Annotated in this window: 13 protein-coding genes and 1 riboswitch; of the genes, 3 read left to right on the top strand and 10 right to left on the bottom strand. The window is 70.6% G+C overall.

Features of this window, described 5'->3' with window-relative positions:
• Positions 1-135 precede the first annotated feature (135 nt).
• From JHAT_RS09350 to JHAT_RS09340, 3 genes are all read right to left on the bottom strand, one after another.
• Positions 136-1,176, bottom strand: a complete 1,041-nt coding sequence (locus JHAT_RS09350; protein WP_077797606.1) for a C40 family peptidase — start codon at positions 1,174-1,176, stop codon at positions 136-138.
• Positions 1,177-1,442: 266 nt separating this feature from the next.
• Positions 1,443-2,792, bottom strand: coding sequence for an NYN domain-containing protein (locus JHAT_RS09345; protein ID WP_077797605.1), 1,350 nt, complete (start codon positions 2,790-2,792; stop codon positions 1,443-1,445).
• Positions 2,793-2,874: 82 nt separating this feature from the next.
• Positions 2,875-3,114: a hypothetical protein gene (locus JHAT_RS09340; RefSeq protein WP_077797604.1), complete on the bottom strand. Its 240-nt coding sequence runs from the start codon at positions 3,112-3,114 to the stop codon at positions 2,875-2,877.
• A 158-nt stretch (positions 3,115-3,272) separates the two neighbouring features.
• On the opposite strand from JHAT_RS09340, the gene JHAT_RS09335 reads away from it, so the two are divergent.
• Both JHAT_RS09335 and JHAT_RS09330 read left to right on the top strand, forming a co-directional pair.
• Complete coding sequence (locus JHAT_RS09335; RefSeq protein WP_077797696.1) at positions 3,273-4,034, top strand: rhomboid family intramembrane serine protease; 762 nt, start codon at positions 3,273-3,275, stop codon at positions 4,032-4,034.
• The gene (locus JHAT_RS09330) at positions 4,031-4,312 is read left to right on the top strand and encodes an Lrp/AsnC family transcriptional regulator (protein WP_077797603.1); all 282 of its coding nucleotides are present in this window, start codon (positions 4,031-4,033) and stop codon (positions 4,310-4,312) included. Before JHAT_RS09335 ends, JHAT_RS09330 begins: the two co-directional genes overlap by 4 nt.
• Positions 4,313-4,359: 47 nt before the next feature.
• On the opposite strand, the gene JHAT_RS09325 is transcribed toward JHAT_RS09330, so the two are convergent.
• The 6 genes from JHAT_RS09325 to JHAT_RS09300 all read right to left on the bottom strand — a co-directional run bounded on the left by JHAT_RS09325 (position 4,360) and on the right by JHAT_RS09300 (position 11,502).
• The gene (locus JHAT_RS09325) at positions 4,360-5,736 is read right to left on the bottom strand and encodes an aminotransferase class V-fold PLP-dependent enzyme (protein WP_077797602.1); all 1,377 of its coding nucleotides are present in this window, start codon (positions 5,734-5,736) and stop codon (positions 4,360-4,362) included.
• 183 nt (positions 5,737-5,919) lie between these two features.
• Positions 5,920-6,036: riboswitch (SAM riboswitch) on the bottom strand.
• Between the two features lie 84 nt (positions 6,037-6,120).
• Positions 6,121-7,185 (bottom strand): anthranilate phosphoribosyltransferase, encoded by a 1,065-nt coding sequence (trpD, locus tag JHAT_RS09320; RefSeq protein WP_077797601.1) that lies wholly within the window; start codon positions 7,183-7,185, stop codon positions 6,121-6,123.
• Positions 7,186-7,317: 132 nt separating this feature from the next.
• Positions 7,318-8,955 carry a cytochrome bc complex cytochrome b subunit gene (locus JHAT_RS09315; RefSeq protein ID WP_077797600.1) on the bottom strand — a complete coding sequence of 546 codons (1,638 nt, stop codon included), beginning with the start codon at positions 8,953-8,955 and terminating at the stop codon, positions 7,318-7,320.
• Positions 8,952-10,010, bottom strand: a complete 1,059-nt coding sequence (locus JHAT_RS09310) for a ubiquinol-cytochrome c reductase iron-sulfur subunit (protein ID WP_077797599.1) — start codon at positions 10,008-10,010, stop codon at positions 8,952-8,954. Before JHAT_RS09310 ends, JHAT_RS09315 begins: the two co-directional genes overlap by 4 nt.
• Complete coding sequence (locus JHAT_RS09305; protein ID WP_077797598.1) at positions 10,007-10,816, bottom strand: c-type cytochrome; 810 nt, start codon at positions 10,814-10,816, stop codon at positions 10,007-10,009. Before JHAT_RS09305 ends, JHAT_RS09310 begins: the two co-directional genes overlap by 4 nt.
• A gap of 65 nt (positions 10,817-10,881) precedes the next feature.
• Complete coding sequence (locus JHAT_RS09300; RefSeq protein WP_077797597.1) at positions 10,882-11,502, bottom strand: heme-copper oxidase subunit III; 621 nt, start codon at positions 11,500-11,502, stop codon at positions 10,882-10,884.
• Positions 11,503-11,690: 188 nt separating this feature from the next.
• Here JHAT_RS09300 and JHAT_RS09295 point away from each other — a divergent pair, with 188 nt between their 5' ends.
• The gene (locus JHAT_RS09295) at positions 11,691-12,092 is read left to right on the top strand and encodes a hypothetical protein (protein WP_077797596.1); all 402 of its coding nucleotides are present in this window, start codon (positions 11,691-11,693) and stop codon (positions 12,090-12,092) included.
• Positions 12,093-12,159: 67 nt separating this feature from the next.
• Here JHAT_RS09295 and JHAT_RS09290 read toward each other — a convergent pair whose 3' ends face one another.
• Complete coding sequence (locus JHAT_RS09290; RefSeq protein WP_077797595.1) at positions 12,160-13,434, bottom strand: Ig-like domain-containing protein; 1,275 nt, start codon at positions 13,432-13,434, stop codon at positions 12,160-12,162.
• Positions 13,435-13,531: the final 97 nt, after the last annotated feature.

The raw sequence follows: 13,531 nt of genomic DNA, 5'->3' as shown, positions 1-13,531 counted from the left end.
CGGGGAGGGTGCGCGACACGACGCCCCGCCGCTGACGCAGGTCACCGGCGGGGCGGGGGGCCGGAACGCCGTGCCGTGATTCGCCCGAACGGACGGCACGGCCAGGGTGTTTCCGGAAGTTCCCTGAAACAGGGATCAGACGCGGACGCCCCACATGAACGGGCCGCCGATGGTGCTCATCGACTCGTAGCGGACGACCGTGCCGGTGCGCGGCGCGTGCAGGACCTGGCCGTTGCCGGCGTAGAGGCCGACGTGGTGCAGGTCGTTGAAGAAGAAGACGAGGTCGCCGACCTGCAGGTCGCTCATGGAGCTGATGCGGGTGCCGTAGTTGGCCTGGGCCTCGGAGGTGCGGGGGATGTCGACGCCGGCCTGGGCGTAGGCCCAGGAGGTCAGGCCCGAGCAGTCGAAGGAGGAGGGACCGGTGGCGCCGTAGACGTACGGGGTGCCGATCTTGCCCTGGGCCGCGGAGAACGCCGCGCCGGCCCGGCCGGAGGCGGAGACCGCGGGGCCGGACAGGGCCTGGCGCTCGCTGCTGCGGGTGGAGCGCTCCTGCTCGGCGTCGAGGGCGGCCTTCTCGTCGGCGGTGAGCGTGTTGAGGAGCTTCTGGGCCGAGGAGAGCTTGCCCTGGACCTCCTTCTTCTTCCTGCCCAGTTCGGTGCGGGTGGCGGAGAGGTCCTTGAGCTTCTTGGAGGCCTCGGCGCGCTGCTGGGCGAGGTCGCGCTGCTTCTCCTGGATCTTCTTCAGCGCCTCGACCTGCTGACCGCTGAGCTGGTCGAGCGTGGAGGCCTTGTCCAGGTAGTCGTCCGGGTCGGCGGACAGGAAGAGCTGGAGGGAGGGGTCGATGCCGCCGGAGCGGTACTGGGCGCTGGCCATCGAACCGAGGCCGTCGCGCAGCTCGTTGAGCTCTTCCTGGCCGCGGGCGACGTTGTCCTGGATGGTGGAGATCTCCTTCTGGAGCTTCTCCTGCTTCTCCTTGGCCCCGTTGTACTTCTCGGTGGCCTGCTCGGCCTCCTCGTAGAGCTTGTCGACCTTGGCTTTGACCTCGTCCTTGCTCGGCTTCTCGGTCGGTGCGGCGTTGGCCGCCTGCGAGCTGAGAGCGACTGCGGCTGCCGCTGCGGTGGTGAGCACGGTCACACGCGTGCGGCTCGGCTGCTTGGGACGACGGTGGGACGCCACGGAGTCGAGCTCCTTCTAGAGGGGGATCACCCGATCGCGGGTTCGATGGCACGGGCGGGTTCGAAGCCAGACCCTAGTGACCAAGTCGTGATGAGTTCAAATCCTCAGGTGAAAATAGTGAGACCGGAGAGGCATATTTTGCCGTGAACTCACGTGTGGTGAACCACCCTTGACCGAGCGTCGCGCCGAACGGTCCTCAATTCGGGCAAGCGGCCCGTACGGTGCGCTTGGGGCGGACGGCGCTCCGGGGACATACGACCCAGGGGTCAGCCGTGCGAGAACCGCTTGAGGAGGACCACCGAGGCCACCGGCCGCGCCCCCGCCTTCGCCACCCCGTCGGCGACCTCGCGGTCGGTGGAGACGACGATGACCGGTCGGCCCGGCGGCTCGGCCCGCACCAGCTGGCGGATCAACTCGTCGGCGGTGACTCCGGGTTTGGAGAACAGCACACGCACCCCGCGCGGGGGTGCCAGCAGCACCGGCGCCGCCAGTTCGGCCCCGTCGAAGACGCAGGTCGTCTCGGCGCCGGTCTGCGCGGCGAGCTGGGAGAGCTGACCGAGCAGGCGCAACCGCTGCTTCTCCAGCGGCATCTGCGGATAGCCGGTCTTGGTGACGTTGTAGCCGTCGACGACCAGATGCGCCTGGGGCAGCGCGAGCAACTGGTCGAGGATGGCGGGGTCGTGCTCGGACAGGGCGCGGGCGGCGATGTCCTTCGGGGTCATCCGGCCGGGCTCGACCGCCTCCACCGTCTGGGCGGGCCGCACGGACACCGGGGGGAGCGCGAGCTCCCGGCGCAGCCCCTGCGTGGCGTCCAGCAGCGTGTCGAGGAGCAGCCGTACGCGCATGTCCTCGACACTGCGTCCTTCGCGGGCCGCCCTGCGGGTGGCCTCCAGGGCGGTCTCCGCCTCGCCGAGGCGGGCCTTGAGCCGCCGGCTCTCGCTCTCGGCGGCGGACACCTGGGCGTTCGCCTCCCCACGGACGGTGTCTATCTCGTCCCGCACCTTGCGCAGGGCCGCCTCGCCGCGCTTGACGTCGCTGAGGGCGGAGCGCAGCTTGCGGTGCAGCGCGTCGGCCTCCTTCTTCGCCGCGTCCAGCTCGCCGCGCAGCCGCTCCGTCTCGGCCCTGGCGTGCTCCCGGGTCCGGGCCAGCTCCGCGCGCAGCCGCTCCAGCTCCGCGCGGCTCTCCTCGTCGGCGCGCTCGGCGTCCGCGCGCTGCGCCTCCTCGCCGGCGGCGGTCACCAGCTTCACCCAGCCGTGCGGGCGCAGCACGTAGGCCGCGGCCGCCACGTCGAGGGGGTCCGCGGCCGGGGGCGGGGAGCCGGAGTCGAGGGCGCCGGCCAGCTCCGGCTGGGCCTGCCTGAGCTTCTCGCCGATCCGCTGCCGGAACAGGGGGTCGGCCTCCACGGCGGCGGCCATGGCGTTGCCGGCGAACTTGGCCCGGCGGTTGGGGGCGAAACGGGCGTACTGCCTCAGCTGTGCGGGCAGTTCGCCGAGGGTGAGCGAACCGAAGCCGTCGGACACGATCTGCACGACCCTGCGGCGCACTCCGTCGGGCAGCGGGCGGTCGAGCACCTCAGCGGCGCCGTCGCCCGGCCCCCCGCCGTGTGTCTCCACCATCCGTCACCCCAATGCCTCTGCTGTCTGCGCCTGCCTGTGCCCGGTCCCGGTACGGACCACGGGTCCGCGAAGCCCGCTCCCGTCAGGAGCCGGCGCCCGGCCTGTCCACCAGTTCCACCTGGTCCACGGCGTTGCACCAGCGGCACCGCACCGACTCGATGGTCTCACTGAGCACCTCGCGCTCCTCGACCGACGGCTCGCCGGCCAGATCGAGGTGCACGTACTCGACGACCTTCGAGGCGCGGGTCACGTCGAACCGGGTGAGGTTGCCGCAGAGGGTGCAGCGCCACCGCGTCGTGTCGGTCGGCAGGGGAACCGTCATCGTGGCTGTTCGCCTCTCTATCCAGTGTCCGTGACGCACCGGTCTCCCCGGCGCGTATGGCTCGTAACCCTACGGCCTGGCGGGTACCCGCCGCCCGCGCGTCCACGGCGGCGAGGCGGTATGGGCGGTTGCGTCCGGTTGCGCCATGCTCTGTGTCCATGATCCGCAACTGGAGCACGGCGGCCCTCGGGAAGATCAGGAAGCTCGGCACGGCCCGCACCCCGCGGAAGCGCACGGCACCGGTGACGTACGCGCTGATCATCCTGTGCTGCGCGCTGTTCCTGTTCAGCCCGGCGTCGGGCCTCGATCCGGCCTACGGCTCCGGGGAGGAACTGCTCGCCGCGCAGCGCGCCTGGTTCCACCGCTGGGGCGTGATCCCCGCAGAACTGTTCGAGGACTCCCCCGGGGCCGCCCTCACCCCCGCGACGGCGCTGTTCGTCCACGGCAGCTGGGTGCACCTGCTCGGCAACATGCTCTTCCTCCACGTCTTCGGCGCGATGACCGAGGCGCGGATGGGCCGGCTCCAGTTCCTGCTGTTCTACCTCGGCTGCGGCTACCTGGCGCTGCTGGGCTACGCGGGGGCCAACGCCCACTCCCAGGAGTCCCTGGTCGGGGCCTCGGGGGCGATCTCCGCGGTCCTCGGCGCGTTCCTCTTCCTGTTCCCCCGGGCCCGGGTGACCAGCCTCCTGCCCTTCCTCCTCTTCCTGCCGCTGCGCCTGCCCGCGTGGGTGGTGCTGCCGTTCTGGGCGTCCCTGCAGTGGACGGCGGCGGGGCGGGCCGGCGACGGGCCGGGGGTGGCCTACCTCGCGCACCTGGTGGGCTTCGGGCTGGGCTTCGTCTTCGCCTGGGTGCGGTTCGGCGGTGGGACTACAGTTGGGGACGTTCCAGCGACGGCCCCCGAGGGAGAGAACCAGCCGTGATCAGCGCGATCGTCCTCATCAAGACCAGCGTGGACCGGATCCCCGAGATCGCGGAGCAGATCGCCTCGCTGGAGAACGTCAGCGAGGTCTTCTCCGTCACCGGCACCTACGACCTGATCGCGATGGTGCGGGTCAACCAGCACGAGGACCTGGCGGAGGTCATCCCCGGCCGGATCAGCAAGATCCCGGGCGTGGAGGGCACGGACACGCACGTGGCGTTCCGCACGTACTCGCAGCACGACCTGGAGGCGGCCTTCGCCATCGGCCTGGACAACTAGGGCCCGCCGTTCGGAGCACGTCGGCACCCGGGGCCGGGTACACGGGCTCAGGCGGCGGCGCCGGACGTGTCCGGTACGCAGCGTCCGTCCTCGGTGCGGTAGCTCCAGCGGGCACCGTCGCTCACCAGCTCCCTGACGGCGTTCACGAACCGCTCGACGTGCTCGTCCGGGGTGCCCGCGCCGAAGCTGACCCGGACGGCGTTGAGGGACTTCTCCCCCGGCGCCGCCTCGGGGGCGCCACACTCGCCCTGCGTCTGCGGGTCGCCGCCGAGCAGGGTGCGCACCAGCGGGTGGGCGCAGAACAGGCCGTCGCGCACGCCGATGCCGTACTCGGCGGAGAGGGCGGCGGCGAAGTGGGAGCTGTTCCAGCCCTCGACGACGAAGGAGAGCACCCCGACCCGCGGCGCGTCGTCCCCGAAGAGGGAGAGGATCCGCACCTCGGGCACCTCGGCGAGGCCCTCCCGCACCTTCCGGACCAGGTGCTGCTCGCGGGCGACCAGCGTGTCGAACCCGGCCTCGGTGAGCGCCCTGCAGGCGGAGGCGACGGCGTGGGCGCCGATGACGTTGGGCGACCCGGCCTCGTGGCGGGCGGCGCCGTCGTGCCACTGCACGTCCACGCCGCCGTCCGCGCGCCGGCTGACGCTGCGGCTGGCCCCGCCGCCCGCGAGGTACGGCTCCGCCTCGCGCAGCCAGTCGGCCCGGCCCGCGAGGACGCCGGAGCCGAAGGGGGCGTACAGCTTGTGCCCGGAGAAGGCGACCCAGTCGACGTCCAGGTCACGGACGTCGACGGGGTGGTGGGGGGCGAGCTGGGCGGCGTCCAGCACGATCCGGGCACCGTGCGCGTGCGCGGCGGCGGCCAGCTCGCGCACCGGCCACAGCTCGCCGGTGACGTTGGAGGCGCCGGTGACGCAGACCAGGGCGGGTCCGTACGGCTCGCGGGCGGCCAGCGCGCGCTCCAGCGTCTCGACGGCCTCGGCGGGGCTGCCCGGGGCGTCGAGGAAGGTGACGTCCGCGTTGCGCCACGGCAGCAGCGAGGCGTGGTGCTCGGTCTCGAAGACGAAGACCCGGCAGCCGGCCGGGAGGGCGGCGGCGAGCAGGTTCAGGGAGTCGGTGGTGGAGCGGGTGAACACCACCTGGTCGGCGTCCCGGCAGCCGAGGAACTCGGCGACGGTCTTCCGGGCGTTCTCGAACAGGTCGGTCGACAGCTGCGACAGGTACCCGGCGCCGCGGTGCACGCTGCCGTAGTACGGGGCGTAGGCGGCGACGTCGTCCCAGACCCGCTGGAGCGCCGGCGCGCTGGCGGCGTAGTCGAGCGCGGCGTAGGCGACCTCGCCGCCGGTGACGAGCGGAACGGTGACGTCCCGGCCCAGGACGGGCAGCGGGGCGCGGAGGGACTGGTCGGCGGAGACGGCGGAGACGGACATGGGGTACTCCCGTGAAGGCAGGGGGCGTCGCCACGCGAGCGCGCACGGCTCGAGCGTGGGACGGAAAGGAGAAGGGGATGCGGAGGCGGGGCTCTGCGGCCCTATCGCATTCGCTGATTCACGGAGAGGCTCCCTCGAACGACCCAGGACCCCTGGACCCACACTCTCGGAAAGCGTGCGAGGGGTCCGCGCTTGCCGTGGACCCTGCTGTCCACGGCCTGGTCCTCACCCGGGGCACCCCGCCACGGACGGAGGGTTGCCGGACAGTCGGCCGGGGCCTCGTGACTGTCACTCATGACCTGGAAGGGAACGTACGTGAAGTGATCGCCGCCCCGCAACCCGAGTCCGGATCGCGGGACGGACGTCACCGTCCGGGGCGGCGCCCTACGCGTTGCTGGCGGCCACCCAGCGCTCCAGGGTCCGCCTGGCCGCGCCGGAGTCGATGGATTCGGCGGCCCGTTCCATGCCGGCCCGGATCCGCTCGGTCAGCGGACCGTCGCTCGGCTCCAGGGCCACCAGGGCCGCCGCGGAGTTCAGCAGCACCGCGTCCCGGACGGGGCCGGGTTCACCGGCCAGCAGACGGCGGGCGACGTCGGCGTTGTACGAGGCGTCGGCGCCGCGCAGTGCCTCGACCGGCACCAGTTCGAGGCCGACGTCCCGCGGGTCGAAGGCCTCCTCGGTCACCGTGCCGTCCCGGACGACCCAGACCCGGGAGGTGGAGGTCGTGGTCAGCTCGTCGAGGCCGTCGTCGCCGCGGAACACCAGGGAGGAGTTGCCGCGCTCGGCGAACACCCCGGCGATGATCGGGGCCATCCGGGGGTCGGCGACACCGACCGCCTGGGCCTTCACCTTCGCCGGATTGGTCAGCGGCCCGAGGAAGTTGAACACGGTCCGCACGCCCAGCTGGCCGCGCGCGGTCGCCACGTGGCGCAGCGCGGGGTGGAACTTGACCGCGAAGCAGAAGGTGATCCCGGCCTCCTCGGCGACCTCGGCCACCCGCTTCGGCGTCAGTTCCAGATTGACCCCGAGCTTCTCCAGCACGTCGGACGCGCCGGACGCGGAGGAGGCGGCGCGGCTGCCGTGCTTGACGACCTTCGCTCCGGTGCCGGCGATGACGACGGCCGACATGGTGGAGATGTTGACGGTCCGGGCGCCGTCGCCGCCGGTGCCGACGATGTCGACGGTCTCGCCGGGCACCTCGATGACGTGCGCGTGCTCGTACATCGAGCGCACGCAGCCGGAGATCTCGTCGACGGTCTCGCCCTTGGCCCGCAGCGCCGTCGCGAAGCCCGCGATCTGCACGTCGGTCGCCTCGCCGCGCATGATCAGGTCCATCGCCCAGGCGGTGTCGTCGACGGACAGGTCGCGGCCGTCCAGCAGTCCGTTCAGCAGGGCGGGCCAGGAGCGGCCCGCCGCGTTGTCGCCTCCAGCGGGGGTCACAGCGCTCATGAGCCGCTCCTGATCGTGTGTGTCGTGGAAAGGGGGGTGCTGTCCCCACCCTATCCAGCCTCCGGGCACGGCGAAGGGCCCCGTCCGCAGACCGGACGGGGCCCTTCGACCGTGGTGTGGCGACGCTGGAGGTCAGTGGTGGCCGTGGCCGCTCGTGATCTCCTTGTACTCCTCGACGGTCGGCTTCGGGATCTGCGACCCCTCGCCGTAGTACGCCTTGCTGAGCTTGGCGCGGAGCTTCTCCGAGCCCGGCACCTTGCGCTCGACACCGTTCTCGTCGACCGTCGGCCCGATCTCGGCCGGCTTGTACTGCTCGTGCGACGTGAGGGTGTGCAGCGCGCCCTGGCTGAGCGGCTCGTGGACCTCGATGAACTCACCGTGCGGCAGGCGCTTGATGATGCCGGACTCGCGTCCGTGCAGCACCTTGTCCTTGTCGCGGCGCTGGAGGCCGAGGCAGATCCGCTTGGTGATCACGAAGGCGAGGACCGGGCCGACGAAGAAGCCGATCCGGACGAACCAGGTGACCGCGTTGATCGACAGGCGGAAGTGCGTGGCGACGATGTCGTTGCCACCGCCGATCAGCATGATGATGTACGCCGTGACCCAGGCGACGCCGAGGGCCGTACGGGTCGGGGCGTTGCGCGGCCGGTCCAGGATGTGGTGCTCGCGCTTGTCGCCGGTCACCCACGACTCGATGAACGGGTAGAGGGCGATGGCCGCGAGGAAGACGCCGAAGAGCACCAGCGGGACGAACACGCCCAGGACCAGCGTGTGACCCCAGAAGCGGATCTCCCAGCCGGGCATGGCGCGGACGAGACCCTCGGCGAAGCCCATGTACCAGTCGGGCTGGGCTCCGGTCGACACCTGGTCGGGCCGGTAGGGGCCGATGCTCCAGATCGGGTTGACCGACGCGATGCCGGCGACCGCCGCGATCACACCGAAGACCAGGAAGAAGAAGCCTCCGGCCTTCGCCATGTACACCGGCAGCAGCGGCATGCCGACCACGTTGTTGTTGGTCTTGCCGGGGCCCGCGAACTGCGTGTGCTTGTGGTAGAAGACCAGGATCAGGTGGCCCACCACCAGACCGAGCATGATGCCCGGCAGCAGCAGGATGTGGATCGAGTAGAACCGGGCCACGAAGTCGTGGCCGGGGAACTCCCCGCCGAACAGGAACATCGAGATGTACGTGCCGACGATCGGCACGGACAGGATCGCGCCCTGCGTGAAGCGGACACCGGTGCCGGAGAGCAGGTCGTCCGGGAGCGAGTAGCCGGTGAAACCGGTGAACATGCCCAGGACGAACAGCAGGAAGCCGAACAGCCAGTTGATCTCGCGCGGCTTGCGGAACGCGCCGGTGAAGAAGACGCGCATCATGTGCACGAACATGCCGGCGAGGAAGATGATCGCCGCCCAGTGGTGGATCTGCCGGATGAGCAGACCGCCCCGGATGTCGAAGCTGATGTCCAGCGTCGAGGCGTACGCCTCGCTCATCAGCTGGCCCTGCAGCGGCACGTACGAACCGTGGTACGTGACCTCGTTCATCGACGGGTGGAAGAACAGCGTCAGGTACACACCCGTGAGGATGATGACGATGAAGCTGTACAAGCACACTTCGCCGAGCATGAACGACCAGTGGTCGGGGAAGATCTTGCGCATGTTGGCCTTGGCCAGGGAGTAGATCCCGAGCCGGCCGTCGGCCCAGTCGGCGACGCGTTCGCCGGCCGGGGCCTTCCCGCGTGAGCGGGACGTGTTGGTCGCTGTCGTGCTCATCCGCGCTCCCAGAATGCAGGACCGACGGGCTCTTCGAAGTCGCCGAGCGCCTCGAGGTAGCCCTCGTCGTTCACGCCGATGCGCAGCTGCGGCAGGGCGTGACCGGCGGGACCGAAGATCACTCGGGCACCGTCGGACAGGTCGAAGGTGGACTGGTGGCAGGGGCACAGCACGTGGTGCGTCTGCTGCTCGTACAGGGAGATCGGGCAGCCCACGTGGGTGCAGATCTTCGAGTACGCGACGATGCCCTCGTGCGACCACTCGAGCTCGCGCTTGTCCTTGATGTCCTCCGGCTGGATCCGGACGATCATCAGGGCGGCCTTGGCGATCTCGTTCTGGAACTCCTCGTCGTGCTCCTCCAGGCCCTCGGGCTTGGCGAAGGTGAGCGAGCCGACCATGACGTCGGAGGGACGCATCGGCTCGTTCGTGTTCATGTTGACGAGCAGCTTGCCCTTGGACCACAGGGTGTGGCGGAGCTTGGTGCCGGGCAGCGGGCCGAGGTCGCGCAGCAGGACGACGCCGGAGAGCGGCACCAGCGTGAGCGCGCCCAGCATCGTGTTGCGGATCAGCTTGCGCCGGCCGATCGCGGACTCCTTGGCACCCTGCTTGAAGTCCGCGTGGACCTTGGCACGGATCTCGGGGGGCGCCTCGATCGGGTGACGCTCGTCGGCGACCTCCTCGTCGGACATCAGGGTGCGCGCCCAGTGGACGGCGCCCGCGCCGATCGTGAACAGCGCCACACCCAGCGTCAGGCCGAGCGCGAAGTTCATCGCGTTCATGTGCCCGATCGGGAAGATGTAGATCGACTTGTCGTGCGGGATGGTCACGAAGGAGGCGATGAAGCCGATGGTGGCCAGCATCGACAAGGTGAACAGGAACGCGACCGCGCGCTCGGACCGCTTGGCGGCCCGCTCGTCGATGTCCTGGATCCGGTGCTCGTGGGGCGGCAGCCCCGGGTCGGCGAACGGGTGGTCCTCGTCCGCGACCTTCACCGCACCGTGCGTGGTGCCCTGCTCAGCCGGCAGGTTCTCTTCTGGAATGTCTTGGCTACTCATGACTTCTTGGCCTTTGCGGTCCGGGCGGCGACCCACACGGCGACGGCGATGCAGGCACCGAGGCCGAAGATCCAGCCGAAGAGGCCCTCGCTGACCGGCCCGAGGCCGCCCAGCGACAGACCGCCGGGGCTGACGGTCTCGTCACCGTTGACCGCGTTCAGGTAGGCGATGATGTCCTTCTTGTTCTGCTCCGACAGCGTGGTGTCGGGGAAGGAGGGCATGTTCTGCGGGCCGGTCTGCATGGCCTCGTAGATGTGCTTCGGGTCGACATCCTCGAGGCTGGGCGCGTACTTGCCGTGGGTCAGCGCGCCACCCTTGCCGGTGAAGTTGTGGCACTGGGCGCAGTTGGTGCGGAACAGCTCACCGCCCTTGGCGGTGTCCGCGCCCTCGGGGCCGTACTTCTCGTCCGACGGGATGGCCGGGCCGGCGCCCAGCGAGGCGACGTAGGCCGCCAGCTGGTCGATCTCGGCCTGGGAGTAGATCACCTTCTTCTTCGGGACCTGCGCGCCGGGCTGCTGGGCCGGCATACGACCGGTGCCCACCTGGAAGTCGACGGCGGCGGCACCGACGCCGACCAGGCTCGGGCCGTCGGTGGTGCCCTGACCCCCGGTGCCGTGGCAGCTGGCGCAGCCGACGGCGTAGAGCTTCTTGCCCTCGTCGATGGCGAGGGACTGGGCGGATTCATCGGCCTGCGCCTTGCTCGCGGGCGCGAACGCGGCGTACAGCCCCCCGGTGCATGCCAGCGCGAGGAGTAGGACGACGAGCGCCGCCAGCGGATGGCGTCGTCGTGCGGAGAGCTTTTTCACGGATTACCCCGGTGTCAGGATCTTCTGCGTCGATGCTTCTGGTATTGCGCGGGTGCGTGCCGCGACTACTTGATCATGTAGATCGTGGCGAAGAGGCCGATCCAGACGACATCGACGAAGTGCCAGTAGTAGGACACGACGATGGCCGCGGTCGCCTGCTCGTGGGTGAACCTCCGGGCCGCGTAGGTGCGGCCGAGGACCAGCAGGAAGGCGATGAGGCCGCCCGTCACGTGCAGTCCGTGGAAGCCGGTGGTCAGGTAGAACACCGAACCGTACGGGTCCGACGAGAGCGAGAGGCCCTCGTGCTTGACCAGCTCGGTGTACTCGAACACCTGACCGCCGATGAAGATCGCACCCATCACGAAGGTGACGATGAACCACATCCGGAGCTTCTTCACGTCACCGCGCTCGGCCGCGAACACGCCGAGCTGGCAGGTGAGGGAGGAGAGCACCAGGATCGTGGTGTTCGTCGCGGAGAACGGGAAGTTCAGCGCTTCGGCCTTCTCGGACCAGAAGTCCGGGCCGGTCACCGATCGCAGGGTGAAGTACATCGCGAAGAGGGCCGCGAAGAACATCAGCTCGGAACTCAACCAGATGATGGTTCCGACGCTGGTGAGGTTCGGCCGGTTGACCGACGGGTGCGCGTGCCCGGTTTCTACTGTCGTTGCTGTCGCCACGACCGACATTATGTCGGTCGCTTATCCCGCCCTCACCCCGGGGGGTGCCGTTCGGTGTGTTCACCCCTTCCGTAGTGCCCGTATGGCCCATCGAACGGTCCGTCGAAGCCGTGTCCGAACCAGTGTTGACGGGCTGCCCGAGGGAGTAGCATCCGCCGCAACGGGCACGACAGTCTCCACCGCGTATCGGAGGAAGCATGCAGGCGACCGCCACGGTGCTGGTCTACAGCGACGACTCCAACACCCGCGAACAGGTGCGGCTCGCGACGGGTCGCCGCCCGGCTCCGGACGTGCCCGTGGTCGAGTTCGTGGAGTGCGCGACGCCGGCCGCCGTCATCAGGGAGCTGGACAAGGGCGGGATCGACGTCTGCGTCCTGGACGGCGAGGCCGTGCCCATGGGCGGCATGGGCCTGTGCCGGCAGATCAAGGACGAGGTCTTCCACTGCCCGCCGGTGCTGCTGCTCATCGCCCGGCCGCAGGACGCCTGGCTGGCCACCTGGAGCCGCGCGGAGGCCGCTGTGGCGTCACCGGTGGAACCGGTGGAGTTCGCGGGCGCGCTGGCCTCCCTGCTGCGGCAGAAGAGGCTGCAGGGCGTCTAGGGGCCTGTCGTTCGGGGGCGGGACGCGGCCCGACCGCGGGCGCGGGGCCCCGCCCCCTGCGCGGCGCTCACACGACCGTCGGCCGCAGCCGTGCCGCCTCCTGCGAGTTCGCGGTGTCGGTGCCGCCCGTGAGGGCGCTGCCCCGGCGCCACTCGGCCCAGTCCAGGTTCCAGTCGCCGAAGCCGTTGTTGAAGGACTCCATGGTCTTGCCGCCGGAGTTGATCACCTGGACGATGTCGCCCTCCTGGACCTCGCCGAAGAACCACTTGGCGTTCTCGGTGCTCATGCCGACGCAGCCGTGGCTGACGTTGGCGGAGCCCTGGGAGCCGACGGACCAGGGTGCGGCGTGCACGTACTCGCCGCTCCAGGTGACCCGCGTGGCCCAGTACACCGGCAGGTCGTACGCCTCCGACGAGCCCTCGGCGATGCCGACGGTGCTGCTGCGCATGCGTACGAAGGGTTCCCTGCCCAGCACGACCTTGACGCCGTTGCGGGTCTCGAAGCCGGGCTTGCCCGTGGTGACGGGGACCCGCCGGACCTCCTTGCCGTCCCGGTAGACCGTCAGGGTGTGCGCTGCGGCGTCGGTGACGGCGACGACGCTGTCGTCCGTGGTGATCTCCAGGGGCGCGGCCCTGCCGCCCCACAGCCCGTCGCCGATCCTGACGCCGTCGAGGTTGCCGCGGACCTGGATGGTGGCGTGGGCGGGCCAGTACTCCCGGGGCCGGTAGTGGAGCGTCTTGTCGTCCACCCAGTACCAGGCGCCCTGCACCGCGGGCGTCGACCGCACCGTCAGGGCGCGCTCCACCACGGCCCGCTGGGCCTTGTCCGCGACCGGCCGGCTCAGTTCCGCCGTGATGGGCTGGCCGACGCCGTACGCGCCCGCCCTGGGCCCGAAGGAGACGTCCAGGGTCTTCCTGGCGGCGCGCTCGCCCGTCTCGAAGGTGAGGACCTTGCGGCCGGGTGCGCCGTCGCCGTCCTCGGTGCTCACGCGCACCGTGTAGCGGACGCTCGCGGCCAGCGGCGAGGTGCTGTGCCAGCGGGTGCCGTCGGCGGAGAGTTCGCCCGCCACGTAGCGGCCCGTGGCGTCCACGGCCGTCACGTCCGTGATGCGCCCGTCGGCGCCCTCGGCGACGACCTCCAGGGGTTTGTCCGGGTCGGCCTTCTTCCCGGCGTCCGTGGGGCCGTTGAAGGAGATCTGGCCGGCCGCGTCGTAGGGCGCGGCCGACAGCGGGTCGGCGCCCCCGCCCGTGCAGGCGGTGACGCTCGCGCCGAGAGCGATCACCAGCAGGGTGCAGCCGACGACCGTACGCCCCCGCGCCTGGAAGTGAACCGTATTGCTCATGGCTTCACGCTAGGGAGCGACGTCAGGGGCGGCACGGCGGGTAGCCCGGACGAGTGAGGCGGGCGCACGCGCAGGGGCCCGGACGCTCCTGACGGAG

Origin of the sequence: Streptomyces sp. JHA26 (assembly GCF_002005565.1) — a bacterium.
GTDB lineage: Bacteria > Actinomycetota > Actinomycetes > Streptomycetales > Streptomycetaceae > Streptomyces.
The sequence above is the reverse complement of the archived record's forward strand: the minus strand, read 5'-3'. Positions and strand labels throughout refer to the sequence as shown.